We start from the raw sequence: 18784 nt of genomic DNA, 5'->3' as shown, positions 1-18784 counted from the left end.
CGGCGGCCGCCTCGCCCCGGCCGTGCAGGAGGTCACCCCCGGCGGCGCCGCCGAGGAACGCGACGAGGATCAGCAGGATCGGCAGCAGCTTGCGGATCATCGCATCCCCTCAGTACGGCAGCACGATGTCGGCCAGCTGCTGGCCGTAGCGCGGCTGCTGGACGTCGCTGATCTGGCCGTGGCCGCCGTAGCTGATGCGGGCGCCGGCGATGCGGTCATAGGCGACCTCGTTCTCGCGGCTGATGTCCGAAGGGCGGACGAAGCCGCTGACTGTCAGCTCGCGCACCTCATAGTTCACCCGCACCTCCTGGCTGCCCTGGATGTGCAGCACGCCGTTCGGCAGCCGCTCGATCACCGTGGCCGCGACCCTGAGCGTCAGCTTGTCGCGCCGCGAGATGCTGCCGGTGCCCTTGAAGGTCGACGAGCCCTTGGCCGAGGCGAGCGTGTCCAGGCTCGCGCCCTCGGGCAGGATCTCGTTGATGCGCTGCGGGATGCCGATCATCTGCGGGATGCCGACGCTGTCGGCGGCGGCGCGCGAGCGCCCCGAGCTGTTCTGGATCTCGGCCTTGTCGTCGATCTCGATCACCACGGTCAGGATGTCGCCGCGGGCGGTGGCGCGGCGGTCGCCCACCAGCGACATCTGCTGGCCTGCCCAGAGCGAGGCCGCGCTGTCGGGGCGGACCGGCCCGGGCGGCAGCGGCAGCACCGGCTCGGCCATCGCCTGGAACTCGGGGGTGGCGTGGGTGTCGGTCAGGGCCGGGGTGCGGCCGACCTCGGCCACCCGCCCGCAGGCGGTGGCCGTGAGCAACGCGCAGAGGCCGAGGCCGGTCAGGATGAGGGGGGATTTCATGCGCGCGTGTCCTTCAGCGCTGGGCGACGGTGACAGAGCCGTCGGCGTTGACGCGGGCCATCAGCGTGGCGCGCGAGGAGATGTTCATGACCCGGATCACGTCGCCTTCGCCGCCCGCGCCGAGCGCCCGGCCCTCGGTCTCGATCCTGAGCGCGGCGCTTTCGTAGGCGAGCGTGACGAGCTGGTTGCGGGCGACGAGGGTGGGGGCGGTCAGCTGCCCCGCGGTGATCGGCCGGCCCTCGTAGACGGCGACGCGCAGCTGCTTGCCGATCGCGTCGGGCGGGGTCAGCCCGACCCGCGCCGTCACGGCGACCGAGAGATCCTCGGGGGCGAGCACGGTGCCGGCGGGCAGGGTGCGCGCCGCGGTGATCTCGTCTGCCGCGACCGACAGCGGCAGCAGCGCGAGCAGAAGGATGAGCCAGCCCATCAGCGCAGCTGCACGGTGGCGCCGAGCATCTGGTCGGCGGCGGTGATGACCTTCGAGTTCAGCTCGTATCCGCGCTGGGCCTTGATAAGCTCCGAGATCTCGCGCACCGGATCGACGGCGCTCTCCTCGAGATAGCCCTGCCGCAGGGTCCCGAGCCCCTGTTCGCCCGGCGTGGCGATCATCGGCGCGCCCGAGGCCGGGGTCTCGAGGAACAGGTTCGAGCCGGTCGCCTCGAGCCCCTTTTCGTTCACGAACCCCGCGAGGGTGATCTGGCCGAGGTTCTGCGGCTCGGTCTGGTCGGCGAAATAGGCGTTGACCTCGCCCGTGGCGCTGATCGAGACGCTGCGCGCCTCGGGCGGGATGGTGATGCCGGGGGCGACGGGGTAGCCGTCCGAGGTCACGATCTGCCCGTCCGCGGACCGCTTGAGCCCGCCGTCGCGGGTATAGCCCGAGGCGCCCGAGGGCAGCGTCACCTCGAGATAGCCGAACCCGTCGATGGCGAGGTCGAGATCGCCGCCCGTGGCGCTGAGCGAGCCCTGCGCGAGCGTGATCGTCACCGCCGTGGGGCGCACGCCGAGGCCCATCTGCACCCCGGCCGGGACCATGGTGCCGTCGGCGGCCGAGATGGTGCCCGGGCGCGTGACCTGCTGATAGGCAAGATCGGCGAACTCGGCCCGGCGGGCGTTGTAGCCGGTCGTGGACATGTTGGCGAGGTTCTGGGAAATCACCTCGACCCTCGTCTGCTGGGCCGCCATGCCGGTGGCCGCGATCTGGAGTGCTCTCATGGGCAGGTCGCCTTCTAGCGGGTGGTGGCGGCGATGGCCGCGCGGATGCGCTGGTCCTCGCCCTCAAGGAAGGACTGGCCGAGTTCGTAGGCGCGCTGGACCTCGATCATCCGGGCGATCTCGAGCACCGGGTTGACGTTCGAATCCTCGAGGAACCCCTGGCGCACCACGGCGTCGGGCATCGGCTCGGCGCCCTCGGCCGAGAACAGCGTGCCGCCCTCATGCGTGAGCTTCGCGCGGTCGGGCTGGTCGAAGACCCCGATGCGCCCGACCGGCTGGCCGTCGGCCGACAGCGTGCCGTCCGGCCCCACGCCGAGGCTGCGCGTCCCGGGCGGCACGGCGATCGGCGCCCCGCCCTCGTCGAGCACGCGGTAGCCGTCGGCATTGGTGATCTCGCCCTCGGGCGAGAGCAGGAAGGCGCCGGCGCGGGTCAGGCGGTTGCCCTGCGGCGTCTCGACCATGAAGAACCCGCCCTGCTCGAGCGCCAGGTCGAGCGAGCCGCCGGTCATCGTCAGGCTGCCGGGGGTGAGGTCGACCTCGCGGCCGCGGGCGTTGGCCATCGACAGGGTCTCGCGCCCGGCCCCGCGCGTGGCCAAGGGGGACATGTATTCCGAGAACACCACCCCCTCGCGCCGGAAGCCGGTGGTCGAACTGTTGGCCATGTTGTTGGCCACGGTGCGCATCTCGCGCATCAGGCCGGACTGTCGGGTGAGGGTGGCGTAGATGGCGTTGTCCATCTCAGCCCCCCGCGACCAGAGGCAGCACCCGGTCCGAGAAGAACCCGGCGAGCGTCTGGGTCATGAAGCTCATCGTGACCCAGAACACCACGAGCATCAGCCCGACCTTGGGCACGAAGGTCAGCGTCATCTCCTGCACCGAGGTCAGGGCCTGGAACAGACCAATGGCCACCCCCGTCACCAGCGCCACGATCAGCAGCGGCGCCGACATGGTGACGGCGACCCAGAGCGCCTGCCGGGTCAGGTCGAAGATCAGGTTCTCGTCCATCAGACCGGCATCCGCAGGATTTCCTGGTAGGCCTCGACGACGCGGTCGCGGATCGCGACGGCGGTCTCCATCGCCATCTGGGCCTCGGCGATGGACTGGACGAGCGCCTGGGTGTCGCTGGTGCCGCCCATCGCGCCGATGGCGGCGCGGTCGGCGCCCTCGATGACGCGGGTGAACTCGGCGGCGGCGCTGCCGATCCCGGCGGCGGGGCCGGCGGTGGCAGGCGCGGGGGCGGCGGCGGTGCGCGCCTCGGCATAGGCCGAGGCGGCGCGGCTGCCCGACTGGATCGCGGCGGTTGCGAGCGAGAACATGGCGGCTCCTTTCAGCGGCGGATCAGGTCGAGCAGCGAGGCCGACATCGCCCGCGACTGCTCGAACATCTTGAGATTGGCTTCGTAGCTGCGGCTCGCCTCGCGGGCGTCGGCGACCTCGACCACGAGATCGACGTTCGAGCCTAGATAATAGCCGTCCGGCCCCGCCATCGGGTTGCCGGGGTCATAGACCTCGGGCAGGGCGCGGGTGTCGTGCAGCGTCCGGCTGGCCGCGACGGCGCCGGTGGCGCGGCCGAAGTCACGCTCAGGCTCGAACCGGACCAGCTTGCGGCGATAGCCGGGGGTGTCGGCGTTGGCGATGTTCTCGGAGATGTGGCGCAGCCGCATCCCCTGGGCGCGCAGGGCCGAGGCCGAGATCGCGGTGGCGGACAGATCGGTCATCCCCGCCCCCTTCAGCCGCGGCGTCCGGCGGCGGTGCGCAGGAGCGTCATTCCCGACTGCACCACCGCGAGCGACAGGTCGAACTGCCGCTTGGCCTCGGCCGCGCGCATCATCTCGTCCTCGAGCGAGACGGTATTGCCGTCGGGCGAGGCCTCGCCGCCGGCGTCGATCCGCGCCGCCCTGACCCCGCTACCGCCGCTGCCCCAGTCGCCCGCGCCGACATGGCCGGGGCGGGTGGTGCGCAGCCCGACGCTGAGCGCGCCGGGCGGTTCGGGCGCGAAGGCCGCGAGGTCCGCCGCGCGGTAGCCGGGGGTGTCGGCGTTGGCGACGTTGGTGGCGATCACCCGCTGGCGGGCGGCCGCATGGGCGCCGAGTTCGCGCGCCATGCGCATCGTGTCGATTTGTCCGAACAAGGGATTCTCCTCGTGCCTGGCGATAAACCCGGTCTTAACCCCGAGAGGTTTATAAACCGTTTCGCGGCGCAGATTTTCTGACCGCCCACAGCGAAGCGGAGCGAACAGAGCCATGCTGGACAGGATCGAATCGGCCGCCGCACGCATCCGCGGCCTGCGGCTCGGGCGTCACTTCGGCCGCGTCTCGGCGATTCGCGCAGGCGTGGTCGAGGTCGACGGGCTGAGCCACTCGGCCTCGGTCGGGGACCGCGTGGGCTTCCTGCACGGGGCGCTCTTCGGCGAGATCATCGGGCTCACGCAGGATCATGCGTTGGTGCTGCCCGAGGGGGCGGCGGACGGGCTGTCGATCGGGGCGGTGGTCGAGCTCTTGTTCCGGCCGGTGCTGGCGCCCTGCGACGGCTGGATCGGGCGCATCGTCGACCCGCTCGGCCGGCCGCTCGACGGTCGCCCGCTGCCCTCGGGTCACGCCGACCGGCGCTATCGCGCCCCGCCGCCCCCGGCGGCGTCGCGCCGGCGGCTGGGGGGGCGGCTCGACACCGGGCTTGCGGTCTTCGACACGCTGCTGCCGATCGTCCGGGGCCAGCGGATCGGGCTCTTCGCGGGTTCGGGCGTGGGCAAGTCCACGCTGCTGTCGCTGCTGGCCCGCGGCGTCACGGCCGATGTCGTGGTGATCGCCATGGTGGGCGAGCGGGGCCGCGAGCTGCGCGAGTTCGTCGAACAGACGCTCGGCCCCGAGGGGATGGCGCGGGCGGTGGTCGTCGCCGCGACCTCGGACCAGTCGCCGCTGATGCGGCGGCGCTGCGCCTGGGCGGCGATGGCGGTGGCCGAGCATTTCCGCGACGCCGGCCGGCACGTGCTGTTCCTGGCCGATTCGATCACCCGTTTCGCCGAGGCGCACCGCGAGATCGCGCTCGCCTCGGGCGAGGCGCCGAGCCACCGCGGGTTTCCGCCCTCGACCGCGCAGATGATCATGGCGCTGGCCGAACGCTCGGGGCCGGGCCCGGACGGGCCGGGTCACGAGGGGTCGGGCGACATCACCGCGATCTTCTCGGTCCTCGTCGCCGGGTCGGACATGGAGGAGCCGGTCGCCGACATCCTGCGCGGCGTGCTTGACGGGCACGTCGTCCTCGACCGGGCCATTGCCGAGCGGGGGCGGTTTCCGGCGGTGGACGTGCTGCGCTCGGTCTCACGCTCGCTGCCCCACGCGGCGAGCGAGGCCGAGAATGCGCTGATCGCGCGCGCCCGGGCGGCGATGGGCCTTTATGCCGAGTCCGAACTGATGATCAAGGCGGGGCTCTATGCCCCCGGCACCGACCCGCGGCTGGACGAGGCGGTGCGGCTCTGGCCCGCGCTCGACGCGCTGGCGGCGCAGAAGGCGGCGAACGCGGGGGACAGTTTCCGGCTGTTGCGTGAGGCGCTGGCCGCGCGCGGGGGTGGGCCGGGGCTGTAAAGCGCGGAAGGCGCGGGATTGCGGCCGGCGGGTGCGTGGTCCGAGGGGCAAGCCGTGCGACCGCACGGGAAGTCGGCAAGCCGAGCCCCGGAACTTCGTTGATCGGCGTTGCGCCTGCCTCAGCACGAACACCCGACGGACAGATCACCAAGCGGAAACCGGCTCACATTTGTTAACCGCCTGAACCGGAGAGCACTGCCGGGGGTTCTCGTGCCGACTGCCAACGAAATCGGGCCGCTGCGTCGGCCCGTGTCACCCCAGGGCGAGCCGCATGACCTCTTCGACACCGCGCGACCCGTCGCTTCTTCGCCATGAAGGCTCTCACTTCAACGACTTGGCGCGCGACCGCGACCGGCAGACCGACACCATCGAGGTCGTGGAAGAGACCGCCCGCATCGGCATTCAGCGCCGCGAGACGGGCGGCGTCCGCGTCCGCCTGATGACCGAGGCGGTCGAGGAAATCCTGCAGGCGCAGCTCGGCTCGCAGCGTGTCGAGGTCTCTCGCCACCCCGTCGAGCGCGAGGTCGACGCGATCCCCGCCCCGCGCGAGGAAGGTGACCTGCTCATCATCCCCGTGGTCGAGGAGCGCGCGGTGGTGCGCACCGTCCTCGTCCTCACCGAAGAGATCCATGTTCGCCGGGTGCACGCGACCGAGACGGTCGACGTTCCGGTGAGCCTGCGACGCCAGCGCGCGGTGGTCGAGCCGCTGGAGCCTGGCCCGGCCGACCCGGGCGACCCCGACCCCGGACAGCCTCCGTCCGGCTTCGACGGGCGCGACGGCTGACCGACCGAACGTCGCCCAGACCCACCGCACCCCCCCCGACCCCCTGAAACAAGGACCAATCACAATGGCCATCGAAAACACCGGCTCCACCCGCTCGCTTTCGGCGATGTTCGACACCCGTGCCGAGGCCGATCGCGCCGTGTCGCGGCTCGAAGCCGCCGGCATCGCTGATGTCGTCCTGACGGGCGGCGAGAACGAAGGCTACGGCAGCGTCCAGCGCGATGCGGCCGTCGATACCCGCACCCACGACAAGGGCTTCTTCGAATCGATCGGCGACTTCTTCTTCCCTGAGGAAGACCGGTACGCCTATGCCGAGGGCCTGAACCGCGGCGGTTACCTCGTGACCGTCTCGAACCTCGCGGCCGGGCAGTACGACACCGCGCTCGACATCCTCGATGACGAGGGTGCGGTCGATCTGGACGCCCGCGAGGCCGAATGGCGCGAAGAGGGCTGGACCGGCTATGATCCCGTCCTCGGCACCGCGACCGCCGGCTACGCCGAGGGCCGGGTCGAGACCGAGCGTCATGCCACCCGCGCACCGCTCGAGGGTGACCTCGACGCCGACGGCAAGATCGACGTGGTGGAAGAGCGGCTGATGGTCTCGAAGCGCGAGGCCGAGGGCGGCCGCGTCCGCGTACGGTCCTACGTCCGCGAAACCCCGGTCGAGCAGGACGTCGAGCTGCGCAGCGAGCGCGTCAGCATCGAGCGCCGCCCGGTGGACCGCCCGGCCGACGGGGCGACCTTCGAGGACCGCACCATCGAGGCGCGCGAGTACGTCGAGGCGCCCGTGGTCCAGAAAGAGGCTCGCGTCGTCGAGGAGATCCACCTCAACAAGGACGTCGAGAGCCACGTCGAGACGGTGCGCGACAGCGTCCGCAAGACCGAGGTCGAGATCGAGGACGAGCGCGCCCCGGGCCTGGCCACCGACCGCGACCTCGATCGCCGCTGAGGCAAATCGCAAGATGTGAGGCGGGGGGCGGCGGCCGCGCTGCCCCCCGTTCGCCGTCCGGGTCCGGTGTAACTTTGTTAGCCGCCGGGCGCTGCGCATTGCATCATGTTGGTCCGCCTGACATTTATTCGTCCGCTGCGTCCCTGAAAGACCATCATGGCACTGACTGAATATTTCGTCCGCTATCTCCAGCGCCGCGATTCCCTGAGCGCTGCGGACCTTGAGAAGCTGCGGTCGATTCCCACCGAGACGCGCAGCTTTGCCCCCGGCGAGACGATGGTGTCCGCGGGCAACGACATCGACCGCAGCTGCCTGATGCTGCGCGGGATGGCGGGTCGCCTGCACATCCTGCGCGGAAACTCGACCCAGACGGTGATCACGGCGCTGCACGTCCCGGGCGATTTCGTGGACCTGCACGCCTTCGTCCTGAGCGGGATTGAGCACAGCGTCATCGCCGTGGGCCCGGCCGAGGCCGAGTTCATCGACCATGCGGTGCTAACCGAGATCACCGAGAACTACCCGCATCTGACGCGCCTGCTGTGGATGTCCACGGCCATCGACGCGGCGATCCACCGGCAGTGGCTGGTGGCGGCGAACGCGCTGCGGTCGAGCGCGCATCTCGCCCATTTGATCTGCGAGATCTACACGCGGCTCGCCGCCGTTGGCGCGGCCCGCGACCACCGGCTGACGCTGCCGCTGCTGCAGCGCGAGCTGGCGAACATCCTCGGCTACTCGTCGATCCACATCAACCGCGCGGTCCGCGACCTGCGCGACCGCGGGCTGGTGCGCTGGGCGGGAACCGACATCCAGATCCTCGACTGGCTGGGGCTGGCGCGGCTGGCGCGGTTCGACCCCGAGTATCTCGACCTCGAGCGCCGCCGCCGCTGAGCCCTACTGGCAGAGCCGGAACCCGCCGCGCCGGGCCTTGACGTCGAGGTGCAGGTGATCCTCGTGCGCGGCATTGCTGCCCGGGCCGAGCACGGTGGTGAAGTAGAGGCAGGCCGCCCCCTGCACCGCATTCTGGAACGCCACCGCGAGGTCGCCCCGGTCGCCGGGCGGCGTGATCGGCATCGGCGGCGCGGTGTCGAAGCGGAAGCCGGCGATGTCGATGGCGTTCCCGGTCGCGTGCTCGGAGAGGTTCTGCGGCGTGCCGTTCCCGACCACGCCCCGGCACTGGTAGGTAGTCCCGAGCGAGAGGCCCGTCACCCGCGGCGCACCGGGCAGGCGGCCCGCGGCGGGGACCACGACCTCCGCCATCCAGTGGGCCAGCGCCCGCGCGGTCTCGCAGCGCATCGGCGCGGGCTGGTCCAGCGTCACGCCGGGCAGGATCGCGGTGACCTCGACCGGTCGGGCGATGCCGCAGTCGCGCTGCCCGGGGTCCGAGAGGGCGGGGATTTCGCGGTACTCCACCCCCAGGCGGCGCAGTTCGAGCCGGCAGGCGGCGTGGGCAAAGTCGGTTTCGCGCAGGGTTTCGGGGACCGGAGGGCCTGCGGGGACGATCGGCTCGGGCGGGATCAGCGTGCCGGAGGACGCTGGCGGGACGGTCGGCTCTGCGGCCGTGGATTTTGCGTCGGCTTTGGCCGCCGGGGCCGCAGGGGGCGGCATCTCCTCGGGCGGGATCAGGTGGCCTTGCGCGGCGGGGCGCGGGGACTCGGCCGGACGCCGCGGCGGGGGGGCGGTGTCCGCCGCCCCGGCGTCGGCCTGCGCCGGGCGGGACTTCGGGGCGGGGGCGGGGGCCTTGGCATCGTCGGCCTGCGCCACGACCGGCGCGACGCCCATTACCACGCTCGCCGCCCCGCCGAGTGCGGCGAGCCCGGCGAGCGCCGCCGCGGCGGTCAGGCGGCGCATCAGTTCGTGGCGGCGGGCGCCGCGGCGCCGGGGGTGGGGAGCACATAGGGCTGCGCGCCGGGGGTGGCGCCGGTCGCCTGGTCGAGCGCCTGACCCAGCGGATCGGACCCCGCGCCGCTCGTTGCGGCGGGCACCGCGCCCGGCGTGGCCGCCGGAGTGGTGCCGGGGACCGGCGTAGCGGTGGTACCCGTGGCCGGGGCGGCTGCGCCGGAAGCCGTAGCCCCCGCTGCACCCGCGACCGCTGCCGACCGCGGCACCGGGCGGCCGGACACCGTCACCCCCGGGGTCGCTGCCGCGCCCTCGGCCGTGCCGGCCGCGTCAGCCTCGGGGATCACCGGCGGTTCGACCGGCTTCGTCACATCCGCAATCGCCACCCCGGGCGCGAGGAAGTCGACGATCGTCACCCCCGGCTGCACCATCTTGGCCAGCTCGCGGGCATCCCAATTCGTCAGCCGCACGCAGCCGTGGCTTTCGTTCACGAACAGCCGCGACGGCGTCGGCGTGCCGTGGATGCCGTAGGTCGGCTGCGACAGGTCGATCCAGACGTTGCCCACCGGCCCGTTCGGCCCCGGCGGGATGGTCAGCACCTTGTCGTTCTTGCCCTGCTTGAAGTTGACGTTGGGGTTGTAGGTATAGGTCGGGTCCAGCGCGACCGCCTCGACCAGGTGGCTGCCATGCGGGGACGGGGTGTCGGACGAGCCGACCGTGGCCGGGTAATCGGCCAGCATCTTGCCCGCGCCGTCATAGGCCGCGACCCGGCCGGTCGCCTTGTCCACCACGATCCGGGCCACCTTGCCGGTGATCGGCTTGGCCGGGACGGTGATGGCGATCGTCTCGCCCGGCGCGATCTTCTTGCCGGGGTTCAGCTGGATCAGGAACTTCTCGTCCATGTGGAAGCGCTCGGCCAGTTTCTCGGCGACCGAGGTATAGCCGAGCGTCTCCATCTGCGCCTTTTCGGCGTAGTCGGTGGGGATCTTGTCGACGAGGCCCTTCGCGTCCTCCTCGGTGACGGTATAGGTCGAGGTCAGCGGCTCGCCGGCAAAGCGCTCGAGCAGCGCCCAGACCTTGGGGTCGAGGTGGCCGTCCTGCGGCAGGCCGTGCATCCGCTCGAACGCCATGATGGCGCTTTCGCTCATGCCCCCGCGGAACCCGTCCACCACCCCGGGCGAGACGCCCGAGCGGTCGAGCAGCACCTGCAGCTTGGCGGTCAGCGCCGACTGGCCGGGCGGCAGCTCGCCGGTCCCCGAGAAGGTCGCGGCCTCGATGTCGGCGGGCGTCATCGCCACCCGCTTGTCCTGTGCCGCGGCGGGCGACGCCAGCGCCACCAGCGGTGCGAGCGCCAGCGCCAGCGCCAGCGGGTGCGCCCGCAGCCGGACCGCGCCCCCGTGGCCGCGACCGGGGGCAGAGGGGCGGGCGGCGGCGGGACGAGGGGTGCGGGACATCGGGGCAGGCTCCAGTTCAGGCAAGGATCGGGTCAGCGAGGTACGGTTCAGGCGAGGTTCGGGTCGCGCGACGGTCGAAGGGGCGTTGAAGGGCAATCCGATGGCATCCGCCGCGGTTCCTGCCAAGCCCCCGCCGCACAACAAAGTTTGACCAGCGGCGATTCCGGCCCACGCCTCGCGCCCCCAAGGCGGCCGCGCGCGCGTGACCTTGCGTGACCCGCGGCCCTTCCGCCGCAAGGCCGCTTGCACCCCGCGCCGCCACCCCGCAGATGGACCCATAGCGACGACGCCGCACGAACAGCTTCGGGGGAGGCACCGATGGAAAACTGCCAGATCATCGACCGCGACACCTATCTGGTGGTCGTCAACGACAACCCGACGCGCCGCAACGCGCTGAGCGCCGGGCTGTACGCCGGGCTGCGCGCGGCGCTGGCCCAGGCGGAGGCCGAGCCGCGGATCGGCGCGGTGGTGCTGACCGGGGCCGAAGGGTTCTTCTGCGCCGGCGGCGACCTGAACCTGCTGATGACCGCGCAGACCATGTCCGAGGACGAGCGCCGCGCCCGGATCGAGGATCTGGCCGACCTGATCCGCGCCATCCTCGACTGCCCGCGCCCGGTGATCGCCGCGGTCGAGGGCGGCGCCGCCGGGGCGGGCTTCTCGCTCGCGCTGGCCTGCGACCTGATCATCGCGGCCGAGGATGCGCGCTTCTCGGCGTCCTACGTCAACGCGGGGCTGGTGCCGGACGGGGGGCTGACGGGCAGCCTGCTCGGCGCCGTTCCCCCGGCGCTCGCGGCCGAGCTGTGCCTCGGCGGCCAGCCCGTCGCCGCCACGCGGCTGCACCAGATCGGGGCGATCAACGCGGTGGTGCCCGCCGGTGGCGCGCTCGCCGCGGCCGAGGCTGCCGCGGCGCAGCTGGCCCGCGGGCCAGCCGACTCGCAGGCGTCGATCAAGCGGCTGATCACGGGCGGGCGTCGGCAGCTGCTCGACCGCCAGCTCGAGGCCGAGGTCGCGCCGATGGCGACCGCGCTCGCCTCGGCCGAGGCGGCCGAGGGGATCGCGGCCTTCCTCGGCAAGCGCGCCCCCGACTTCGCCGCCCTGCGCCGCCGCGGCTGACCACCCGAGGTGGCCCGCCCCGCGCTCAGCGGATGCGGGTCGCCATGACTTCGCCCGGCTGCATGGCGTGGCGGGACAGGCTGACCGGGGCGCCGGCCGTCCAGAGGCAGGTCTCATATTGCAGCACGGCGGCCTCGGGCGGGCAGCCGAGCATCTCGGCGGCGTCGATCGCCCCGGCGAGATGGGCCGAGATCCGCTGCTCGATCCGGGTCACCGGCGCATTGCCCGACACCCAGTCGTTCGCCGTCGTCTCCTCCCCCAGTGCGGGCAGCAATTCGGGCAGCGCCCGGCTGTCGTGCCAGCGCCGCTCGGCGCAGATCAGCCGCTCGTCCGAGTAGAAGAGGGTGCAGGTCTCGACCAGCGCGGCGGGGTCGCTGCAGAACATCCGCTCGCACACGTCCGGGGGCGCGGCCCGCCCCGAGACGCCGAGGAACTGGAAGCGGAAGCGGCGGCCCTCGGCCTCGACCATGTCGCGCATCCGCGGCACGCGCTGGCAGGCGCCGGGATGGATGAGGTCGGGCGCGACCCGGGTGCCGATCCGCCGCCGCCGGTCCAGCACCCCGCGGTCGGCCAGCGCGGCGAGCGCCCGGTTCACCGTTGCGCGGGCGCAGCCGAACTCGGACGCGAGCTCGATTTCGGTCGGGATCAGCTCGCCGGGCGGATAGATGCCCTCGGCGATGCGGCTCATGATCACGCCGCGGACCTGCAGCCAGCTGGTCCGTTCGCGCTGCGACCGGCGCAGGCGCGGACGGGCATCGGTGCTGTCGCCGGCGGACGCCGTCATGGTCTTGACCCTCGCTGGATGCCGGGTTTGTGCCACCCCGACCGCCGTGCTGGCAATGCGGAATATGCAGCGCCATGTTCCCCGGCGGCGCCCCGCCGCCCGGCCGGACGCCCCATCCGCACGCCAGAGGCGGTGCGCCCGGCACCCCGGCCCCTTGCACTTTCGCCGCCGCCGTGACGGTCTGGCCGGACCAGCGGCACCCGGACCTGCGAGGGGGCGACGAGCATGATTCCCAGCGCCACGACGACACCCACGGCGGCGGTCCGCACCGGCCCGGTCTGGCCGGTGCTGATCGCCATCAGCGCCTGCCACATGATCAACGACGTGCTGCAGTCGCTGTTGTCCGCGATCTATCCGCTGCTCAGGGACGAGTTCACGCTGAGCTACGCCCAGATCGGCTGGATGACCTTCGCCTTTCAAGTCACGGCCTCGCTCTTGCAGCCGGTGGTCGGCATCGTCACCGACCGCCACCCGATGCCCAAGTCGCTGGCGCTGGGGATGCTGTCGAGCTTCGCCGGCGTCCTCACGCTGGCGCAGGCCGACAGCTATCCGATGCTTCTGGCCGGGGCGATGCTGATCGGCCTCGGCTCGTCGATCTTCCACCCCGAGAGCAGCCGGGTGGCGCGCACCGCCTCGGGCGGGCGGTTCGGCACCGCACAGTCGCTGTTCCAGCTGGGCGGGAACGGCGGGCAGGCGCTGGGGCCGCTGCTGGCGGCGTTCCTCGTCGTGCCGTTCGGGCGGCCGGTGCTGGGCTGGCTCGCGCTGATCGCGCTGGGCGGCGTCGCGGTGCTGTGGCGCGTCGGCGCCTGGGCCGAGGGGCGGCGCAAGGCCGGCGCGCTGCGCGTCCCGCCGGCGCCGAACCTGCCCCGGCGCCGGATCCTCATGGCCATCGGGGTGCTGGCGCTGCTGTCGATGACCAAGGCGTTCTATATGGCAAGCCTGACGAGCTATTACACCTTCTTCCTGATCGACAAGTTCGGGGTCTCGAACCAGACCTCGCAGATCATGCTGTTCCTGCTGCTCTTCGGCTCGGCCGCCGGGGTGATGCTGGGCGGGATCGTGGGCGACCGGGTGGGGACGCTCAAGGTGATCTGGTTCTCGATCCTCGGCGTGCTGCCCTTCACCCTGCTGCTGCCGCATGTAGGCCTCGCCGCGACCGGCGCGCTGACGGTGCTGATCGGGCTCATCATCGCCTCGGCCGCGCCCGCCATCGTCGTCTATGCGCAAGAGCTGGTGCCGGGCCGCACCGGGCTGATCGCGGGGCTCTTCTTCGGCTTTGCCTTCGGGATGGGCGGGATCGCGGCGGCGGTGCTGGGGCAGGTGGCCGACGCGCACGGCATCCGCTTCGTGTTCCTCATCTGCTCGTTCCTGCCGCTTCTGGGGCTCTTCACCGCCTTCCTGCCCCGGCCGCGGGACATGCTGCCCGCGGGCTGACCCGGCCCCGTCCCGGCGTTGCCGCCTGCCGGAAAGCGCGGGCGGGGCGGCTGGACATCGCCCGCCCGGCGCGTGACCCTGCCGGTCGTTCGACGCGAAAGGACCGACGATGCGCTACAGCCGCGACCTGCGAGGCTACGGAGAAACTCCGCCCGACCCGCGCTGGCCGGGGGGCGCACGGATCGCCGTGCAGATCGTCGTCAACTACGAGGAGGGCGGCGAGAACTCGATCGAGCACGGCGACGCCGCGTCCGAGGCGTTCCTTTCGGAGATCATCGGCGCCCAGCCCTGGCCCGGCCAGCGGCACTGGAACATGGAATCGATCTACGACTACGGCGCCCGGGCCGGGTTCTGGCGGCTCTACCGGATGCTCAGGGACGTGCCGGTGACCGTCTACGGCGTCGCCACCGCGCTCGAGCGGTCGCCCGAACAGGTCGCCGCGATGCAGGCGGCGGGGTGGGAGATCGCCACCCACGGGCTGAAGTGGATCGACTACCGCAACATCGACCGCGAGACCGAGGCCGCCCACATTGCCGAGGCGATCCGCCTGCACACCGCCGTGACGGGCGCGCGACCGCTGGGCTTCTACCAAGGCCGGACCTCGATGAACACGGTGGCGCTGGGGTGCGAGGAGGGGGGCTTTGCCTATCTCGCCGACAGCATCGCCGACGACCTGCCCTATTGGCACGTCCACGAGGGGCGGCCGCAGCTCATGGTGCCCTATACGATGGACGCCAACGACATGCGCTTCTCGTCCGGGCAGGGGTTCGGAACGGGCACGGATTTCTTTGACTACCTGCGCGACAGCTTCGACGTGCTCTATGCCGAGGGCGCGGCGGGGGCGCCGAAGATGATGTCGGTCGGGCTGCACTGCCGCCTCGCCGGGCGGCCGGGGCGGGCGGCGGCGCTGCAGCGGTTCCTCGACCATGCCCGCGCGCATGACGGGGTTTGGTTCGCCACCCGGCTCGACATCGCCCGGCACTGGGCGGCCGATCACCCGTTCTGCGATGTGGAACGCCCCTCGGCGATGGACCGCGCGGCCTTCGTGGCCCGCTTTGGCGGGGTCTATGAGCACTCGCCCTGGGTGGCCGAGCGGGTCTGGGACGCCGAGATGGGGGCGGTGCACGACAGCGCCGCGGGGCTGGCTGCGCGCATGGCGCAGATGTTCCGGCAGGGCACCGACGCCGAGCGCCTCGCGGTGCTGAACGCCCACCCGGACCTTGCCGGCAAGCTGGCCGCGGCCAAGCGGCTGACCGCCGAGTCGACCGCCGAGCAGGCGAGCGCCGGGCTCGACGCGCTGACCGACGCCGAGCGGGCCGAGTTCACCCGGCTGAACGAGGCCTATACCGCCCGCCACGGCTTTCCGTTCATCATCGCCGTGCGCGACCACGACAAGGCGGGGATCATGGCGGCGATGGCGCAGCGGGTCGCCAACGACAGCGCCACCGAGCGGGCCGAGGCCGAGCGTCAGGTGGCGCGCATCGCGGCGCTGCGGCTCGAGGTGGCACTGGGGGAGGGGGGCGCTGCCCCCCGCCGCTGACGCGGCCCCCCCGGGATATTTGGGCAAAAGAGAATGGGTCCTGGGGCCGCAGCCATTCCCGGGGGCAACCGTCCGGCAGGGTGAGCCGGGGCAGGCGGGCCCTTCGACCAACGAGACAGAGTGAGGCGCAGATGATCGACGACACCACCCCGACCGGCAACATCGCCCCGATCCCCGGCGAGGACGCGGCGCCCCACCCCCCCGCGCCGCCCGCCGCGCGCGGGCCGCAATACGCCGGCCCGGTTGCCGGGCTGCCGCCGCAGACGGGGCTGACCACCGACACCGCCGTCTTCACCGAGGCCTACGCCGTCATCCCCCGCAGCGTCATGCGCGACATCGTGACCAGCTTCCTGCCCGGCTGGACCGGGATGCGGATGTGGATCATCGCTCGCCCGCTCTCGGGCTTCGCCGAGACCTTCAGCCAGTACATCGTCGAACTCGCCGAGGGTGGCGGCTGCGACGCGCCCGAGGACGACCCCGAGATCCAGTCGGCGCTGTTCGTCACCGGCGGTGAGATGGACGTGACCATCGACGGCACGACCCACCGGCTGACCCCCGGGGGCTTCGCCTATGTCCCGCCGGGGGTGGCGTGGGCGGTCCGCAACGCCTCGCCTGGGAACTGCGGCTTCCACTGGATCCGCAAGCGCTGGCAGCCCGCCGCGGGGGTCGAGCGCCCCGACCCCATCGTCACCAACGAATCCGAGGTCGCCCCCAGCCCGATGCCCGACACCGAGGGTGCCTGGGCCACCACCCGCTTCGTCGATCCGGCCGACCTGCGCCACGACATGCACGTGACGCTCGTGACCTTCCAGCCCGGCGGCTCGATCCCGTTCGCCGAGACGCACGTGATGGAGCACGGGCTCTTCGTGCTCGAGGGCAAGGCGGTCTATCGGCTCAACCGCGACTGGGTCGAGGTGGGGCCGGGGGACTTCATGTGGCTGCGCGCCTTCTGCCCGCAGGCCTGCTATGCCGGCGGGCCGGGGCGGTTCCGCTATCTGCTCTACAAGGACGTGAACCGGCACGCGCCGCTGTGGTTCGGCACCCACGGCTCGGGGCGGTAGGCGGCGCGTCAGGCGCCGCTCACCCGCCACACCGCGTTGCCGACGTCGTCGGCGACCAGCAGCGACCGTCCGTCGGGGCCGACCGCCACGCCGACCGGGCGGCCCCAGGCCTCGCGTTCGTCGGGCGACAGGAACCCGTCGAGGATGTCGCGCGGCGGACCGGCGGGGCGACCGCCCGCGAAGGGGACGTGGATCACGCGGTAGCCTGACAGCTTGGCGCGGTTCCACGACCCGTGCTGGCCGATCACCATGCCGGAGGCGTAGCCGGGCAGCACCCCCTCGGGCAGCCAGCAGAGCCCCAGCGAGGCGGTGTGGCCGCCGAGCGCATAGTCGGGGGTGATCGCGCGGGCGACGGCCTCGGGGTTCGGGGGCACGCGGTCGTCCACCACCCGGTCCCAGTAGCACCAGGGCCAGCCGTAGAACCCGCCCTCGCGCACCGAGGTCAGGTAGTCGGGCGGGGTCTCGTCGCCCAGCCCGTCGCGCTCGTTCACCACGGTCCAGAGCGCGCCGGTCTCGGGCTCGAACGCCAGCCCCACGGCGTTCCGCAGCCCCGTCGCGTATTCGCGCGCGGCGCCGGTGGTCAGGTCCAGCTCCCAGATCGAGGCGCGGCCCGCCTCGGCCTCCATCCCCTCGTCGGCGATGTTGGTGAGCGAGCCGACCCCGGCGTAGAGCCGCCGCCCGTCCGGGGACGCGAGCAGGCTGCGCGTCCAGTGGCCGCCGGGCTTGAAGCGAGCCAGCCGCTCGCCCGGCCCGTCGAGGTGCGTGGCGCTCTCGCGGTAGTCGAAGGCCACCACCCCGTCGGTGTTGCCGACGTAGAAGCGCCCGTCCACCAGCGCCATGCCGAAGGGCTGGTTCAGACCGTCGCGGAAGACGTGGCGGTGCTCGGCCCGCCCGTCGCCGTCCGCGTCGCGCCACAGCGAGATCCGGTTGGCGCTGGGGCCGAGCGCGCTCGCCCGGCGCATGGTGGCGTGCTTGGCGCGGTCGAAGAGCGACTCGGGCTCGCCCGCCTGCTCGCGCGATTCGGCCACCAGCACGTCGCCGTTCGGCAGCACCTCGAGCCAGCGCGGATGCGCGAGCCCCTCGGCGAAGGCGTTGACCGCCAGCCCCTCGGCCGCGCGCGGGGTGCGGCCGCCGGACCACCCCACCGCGGTCGGCATCTTGAGCGTCATCACCCGCTGCGGGCGCGCCTCGGGGATCGCGGGACGGGTGCCCACCGCCTGCTCGGCCGGGGTGGCGCCGCGGCGCAGCGCCACCATGACGCCGCCCACCATCTCTGCCGCCTTGCCGATCCAGTCCGCCATGCCGTCCTCCCCTTGCGTTTCGCCCCACAACGCGCGCCACGGGCCGGGCCGTTCCGCCCGCAGTGCGCGCCTTCCACCCTGCGGCGGGGTGTGGGAAAGTGGCAAGCCCTCCCGCCCCGGCCTGTCCGGGGTGCCCCACCCTCCAAGGCCCTGCCCATGCCCGTCTCTCCCGCACCCCGCCCGCGCCGCCAGCGCCCCACCCTGCGGCACGAGCGCGCCTGCCTAGCCGAGGGCGCCACGCTGGTCTGCGGCGTGGACGAGGCCGGGCGCGGGCCGCTCGCCGGGCCGGTCACGGCGGCGGCGGTGATCCTGCCGGCGCGCGGCATCCCGCGGGGGCTCGACGATTCCAAGAAGCTCGAGGCCCCTGAGCGCGCGCGCCTCGCCGCGCGGATCGAGGCCTGCGCCATCTGGGCCGTCGCCCATGCGAGCGTCGAGGAGATCGCCGCGCTCAACATCTATCACGCCAGCCATCTGGCCATGTGCCGGGCGGTGGCGGCGCTGGCGCAGACCCCGTGCGTGGTGCTGGTGGACGGCAACCGCATCCCGCGCGACCTCGGCCGCCCGGCCCGCGCCATCGTCGGCGGCGACGCGCTGAGCCTGTCGATCGCCGCGGCCTCGATCCTGGCCAAGGTGGCGCGCGACCGGATCATGGTGGATTTGGCGCAACAGCACCCCGGCTATGGGTGGGAGCGGAACATGGGCTACCCCACGGCCGAGCACCGGACCGCGCTGCGCGACCTTGGCCCCACCCCATTCCATAGGCGCGGCTTTCCCGCGGTTCACAAGATATTGTGTCCAGAACTATCGCTAACAGACTGATTCAAAATACTATTTGACGCCGAATCACCTCTGACTCATCTTGGGGGCAAGAAACGGGCGGCCCATG

The 18784-nt window shown here is 72.4% G+C and carries 21 protein-coding genes; 9 read left to right on the top strand and 12 right to left on the bottom strand.

Features of this window, described 5'->3' with window-relative positions:
- Positions 1-109: 109 nt before the first annotated feature.
- From flgH to ACFHYO_RS04705, 8 genes are read right to left on the bottom strand one after another with little or no spacing between them, the layout of a single operon-like run.
- Positions 110-850 carry a flagellar basal body L-ring protein FlgH gene (gene flgH / locus ACFHYO_RS04740; RefSeq protein WP_394318724.1) on the bottom strand — a complete coding sequence of 247 codons (741 nt, stop codon included), beginning with the start codon at positions 848-850 and terminating at the stop codon, positions 110-112.
- 13 nt (positions 851-863) lie between these two features.
- Positions 864-1277, bottom strand: coding sequence for a flagellar basal body P-ring formation chaperone FlgA (gene flgA, locus ACFHYO_RS04735; RefSeq protein ID WP_394318722.1), 414 nt, complete (start codon positions 1275-1277; stop codon positions 864-866).
- Positions 1277-2062 (bottom strand): flagellar basal-body rod protein FlgG, encoded by a 786-nt coding sequence (flgG, locus tag ACFHYO_RS04730; RefSeq protein ID WP_036702630.1) that lies wholly within the window; start codon positions 2060-2062, stop codon positions 1277-1279. The genes flgA and flgG overlap by 1 nt, the downstream gene beginning before the upstream one ends.
- Before the next feature lie 14 nt (positions 2063-2076).
- Positions 2077-2799: a flagellar hook-basal body complex protein gene (locus ACFHYO_RS04725; RefSeq protein ID WP_394318720.1), complete on the bottom strand. Its 723-nt coding sequence runs from the start codon at positions 2797-2799 to the stop codon at positions 2077-2079.
- A gap of 1 nt (position 2800) precedes the next feature.
- Positions 2801-3067 (bottom strand): flagellar biosynthetic protein FliQ, encoded by a 267-nt coding sequence (locus ACFHYO_RS04720; RefSeq protein ID WP_036734994.1) that lies wholly within the window; start codon positions 3065-3067, stop codon positions 2801-2803.
- Entirely contained in the window at positions 3067-3378 is a 312-nt protein-coding gene (gene fliE / locus ACFHYO_RS04715; RefSeq protein WP_036708427.1) for a flagellar hook-basal body complex protein FliE, read from the bottom strand. Before fliE ends, ACFHYO_RS04720 begins: the two co-directional genes overlap by 1 nt.
- 11 nt (positions 3379-3389) lie before the next feature.
- A complete protein-coding gene (flgC, locus tag ACFHYO_RS04710) occupies positions 3390-3779 on the bottom strand; it encodes a flagellar basal body rod protein FlgC (RefSeq protein WP_036708429.1) in 390 nt (129 codons plus the stop codon).
- A gap of 11 nt (positions 3780-3790) precedes the next feature.
- Complete coding sequence (locus tag ACFHYO_RS04705; RefSeq protein ID WP_036708430.1) at positions 3791-4192, bottom strand: FlgB family protein; 402 nt, start codon at positions 4190-4192, stop codon at positions 3791-3793.
- Positions 4193-4304: 112 nt separating this feature from the next.
- Between ACFHYO_RS04705 and ACFHYO_RS04700 the strand changes: the two genes are divergently transcribed.
- The 4 genes from ACFHYO_RS04700 to ACFHYO_RS04685 all read left to right on the top strand — a co-directional run bounded on the left by ACFHYO_RS04700 (position 4305) and on the right by ACFHYO_RS04685 (position 8263).
- Positions 4305-5642 (top strand): FliI/YscN family ATPase, encoded by a 1338-nt coding sequence (locus ACFHYO_RS04700; protein ID WP_394318717.1) that lies wholly within the window; start codon positions 4305-4307, stop codon positions 5640-5642.
- 271 nt (positions 5643-5913) lie between these two features.
- Positions 5914-6426 (top strand): YsnF/AvaK domain-containing protein, encoded by a 513-nt coding sequence (locus ACFHYO_RS04695; protein ID WP_394318715.1) that lies wholly within the window; start codon positions 5914-5916, stop codon positions 6424-6426.
- A 64-nt stretch (positions 6427-6490) separates the two neighbouring features.
- Positions 6491-7375, top strand: a complete 885-nt coding sequence (locus tag ACFHYO_RS04690) for a YsnF/AvaK domain-containing protein (protein WP_052174882.1) — start codon at positions 6491-6493, stop codon at positions 7373-7375.
- Between the two features lie 156 nt (positions 7376-7531).
- Positions 7532-8263, top strand: a complete 732-nt coding sequence (locus ACFHYO_RS04685; protein ID WP_052174883.1) for a Crp/Fnr family transcriptional regulator — start codon at positions 7532-7534, stop codon at positions 8261-8263.
- Between the two features lie 3 nt (positions 8264-8266).
- On the opposite strand, the gene ACFHYO_RS04680 is transcribed toward ACFHYO_RS04685, so the two are convergent.
- Together ACFHYO_RS04680 and ACFHYO_RS04675 are read right to left on the bottom strand one after the other, a co-directional pair.
- A complete protein-coding gene (locus tag ACFHYO_RS04680; RefSeq protein WP_244507309.1) occupies positions 8267-9223 on the bottom strand; it encodes an extensin-like domain-containing protein in 957 nt (318 codons plus the stop codon).
- On the bottom strand, positions 9223-10665 hold the full coding sequence (locus ACFHYO_RS04675; protein WP_394318712.1) for a L,D-transpeptidase family protein: 1443 nt from the start codon (positions 10663-10665) through the stop codon (positions 9223-9225). Before ACFHYO_RS04675 ends, ACFHYO_RS04680 begins: the two co-directional genes overlap by 1 nt.
- A 318-nt stretch (positions 10666-10983) precedes the next feature.
- On the opposite strand from ACFHYO_RS04675, the gene ACFHYO_RS04670 reads away from it, so the two are divergent.
- Complete coding sequence (locus tag ACFHYO_RS04670) at positions 10984-11778, top strand: oxepin-CoA hydrolase, alternative type (protein WP_394318710.1); 795 nt, start codon at positions 10984-10986, stop codon at positions 11776-11778.
- A gap of 25 nt (positions 11779-11803) precedes the next feature.
- Here ACFHYO_RS04670 and ACFHYO_RS04665 read toward each other — a convergent pair whose 3' ends face one another.
- Entirely contained in the window at positions 11804-12562 is a 759-nt protein-coding gene (locus ACFHYO_RS04665; RefSeq protein WP_052512968.1) for a GntR family transcriptional regulator, read from the bottom strand.
- A gap of 225 nt (positions 12563-12787) precedes the next feature.
- On the opposite strand from ACFHYO_RS04665, the gene ACFHYO_RS04660 reads away from it, so the two are divergent.
- The 3 genes from ACFHYO_RS04660 to ACFHYO_RS04650 all read left to right on the top strand — a co-directional run bounded on the left by ACFHYO_RS04660 (position 12788) and on the right by ACFHYO_RS04650 (position 16597).
- Positions 12788-13996, top strand: coding sequence for an MFS transporter (locus ACFHYO_RS04660; RefSeq protein ID WP_394318708.1), 1209 nt, complete (start codon positions 12788-12790; stop codon positions 13994-13996).
- A gap of 109 nt (positions 13997-14105) precedes the next feature.
- On the top strand, positions 14106-15536 hold the full coding sequence (gene puuE / locus ACFHYO_RS04655) for an allantoinase PuuE (protein ID WP_394318706.1): 1431 nt from the start codon (positions 14106-14108) through the stop codon (positions 15534-15536).
- Positions 15537-15667: 131 nt separating this feature from the next.
- A complete protein-coding gene (locus tag ACFHYO_RS04650; protein ID WP_394318704.1) occupies positions 15668-16597 on the top strand; it encodes a bifunctional allantoicase/(S)-ureidoglycine aminohydrolase in 930 nt (309 codons plus the stop codon).
- Positions 16598-16605: 8 nt separating this feature from the next.
- Here ACFHYO_RS04650 and ACFHYO_RS04645 read toward each other — a convergent pair whose 3' ends face one another.
- Positions 16606-17898, bottom strand: coding sequence for a PQQ-dependent sugar dehydrogenase (locus ACFHYO_RS04645; RefSeq protein ID WP_394318702.1), 1293 nt, complete (start codon positions 17896-17898; stop codon positions 16606-16608).
- A gap of 156 nt (positions 17899-18054) precedes the next feature.
- Between ACFHYO_RS04645 and rnhB the strand changes: the two genes are divergently transcribed.
- Positions 18055-18717, top strand: a complete 663-nt coding sequence (gene rnhB / locus ACFHYO_RS04640) for a ribonuclease HII (RefSeq protein WP_394318700.1) — start codon at positions 18055-18057, stop codon at positions 18715-18717.
- Positions 18718-18784: the final 67 nt, after the last annotated feature.

It is taken from the genome of Paracoccus panacisoli (assembly GCF_042435015.1).
Lineage (GTDB): Bacteria > Pseudomonadota > Alphaproteobacteria > Rhodobacterales > Rhodobacteraceae > Paracoccus > Paracoccus panacisoli.
Note: the sequence above shows the minus strand (reverse complement) of the source record. Positions and strands in the feature narration are given on the sequence as shown.

Bases quoted from the DNA above. Each gene is read 5' to 3' on its own strand.
- flgH (WP_394318724.1), bottom strand. From the start codon at position 850: ATGAAATCCCCCCTCATCCTGACCGGCCTCGGCCTCTGCGCGTTGCTC.
- flgA (WP_394318722.1), bottom strand. From the start codon at position 1,277: ATGGGCTGGCTCATCCTTCTGCTCGCGCTGCTGCCGCTGTCGGTCGCG.
- flgG (WP_036702630.1), bottom strand. From the start codon at position 2,062: ATGAGAGCACTCCAGATCGCGGCCACCGGCATGGCGGCCCAGCAGACG.
- ACFHYO_RS04725 (WP_394318720.1), bottom strand. From the start codon at position 2,799: ATGGACAACGCCATCTACGCCACCCTCACCCGACAGTCCGGCCTGATG.
- ACFHYO_RS04720 (WP_036734994.1), bottom strand. From the start codon at position 3,067: ATGGACGAGAACCTGATCTTCGACCTGACCCGGCAGGCGCTCTGGGTC.
- fliE (WP_036708427.1), bottom strand. From the start codon at position 3,378: ATGTTCTCGCTCGCAACCGCCGCGATCCAGTCGGGCAGCCGCGCCGCC.
- flgC (WP_036708429.1), bottom strand. From the start codon at position 3,779: ATGACCGATCTGTCCGCCACCGCGATCTCGGCCTCGGCCCTGCGCGCC.
- ACFHYO_RS04700 (WP_394318717.1), top strand. From the start codon at position 4,305: ATGCTGGACAGGATCGAATCGGCCGCCGCACGCATCCGCGGCCTGCGG.
- ACFHYO_RS04695 (WP_394318715.1), top strand. From the start codon at position 5,914: ATGACCTCTTCGACACCGCGCGACCCGTCGCTTCTTCGCCATGAAGGC.
- ACFHYO_RS04690 (WP_052174882.1), top strand. From the start codon at position 6,491: ATGGCCATCGAAAACACCGGCTCCACCCGCTCGCTTTCGGCGATGTTC.
- ACFHYO_RS04685 (WP_052174883.1), top strand. From the start codon at position 7,532: ATGGCACTGACTGAATATTTCGTCCGCTATCTCCAGCGCCGCGATTCC.
- ACFHYO_RS04680 (WP_244507309.1), bottom strand. From the start codon at position 9,223: ATGCGCCGCCTGACCGCCGCGGCGGCGCTCGCCGGGCTCGCCGCACTC.
- ACFHYO_RS04675 (WP_394318712.1), bottom strand. From the start codon at position 10,665: ATGTCCCGCACCCCTCGTCCCGCCGCCGCCCGCCCCTCTGCCCCCGGT.
- ACFHYO_RS04670 (WP_394318710.1), top strand. From the start codon at position 10,984: ATGGAAAACTGCCAGATCATCGACCGCGACACCTATCTGGTGGTCGTC.
- ACFHYO_RS04665 (WP_052512968.1), bottom strand. From the start codon at position 12,562: ATGACGGCGTCCGCCGGCGACAGCACCGATGCCCGTCCGCGCCTGCGC.
- ACFHYO_RS04660 (WP_394318708.1), top strand. From the start codon at position 12,788: ATGATTCCCAGCGCCACGACGACACCCACGGCGGCGGTCCGCACCGGC.
- puuE (WP_394318706.1), top strand. From the start codon at position 14,106: ATGCGCTACAGCCGCGACCTGCGAGGCTACGGAGAAACTCCGCCCGAC.
- ACFHYO_RS04650 (WP_394318704.1), top strand. From the start codon at position 15,668: ATGATCGACGACACCACCCCGACCGGCAACATCGCCCCGATCCCCGGC.
- ACFHYO_RS04645 (WP_394318702.1), bottom strand. From the start codon at position 17,898: ATGGCGGACTGGATCGGCAAGGCGGCAGAGATGGTGGGCGGCGTCATG.
- rnhB (WP_394318700.1), top strand. From the start codon at position 18,055: ATGCCCGTCTCTCCCGCACCCCGCCCGCGCCGCCAGCGCCCCACCCTG.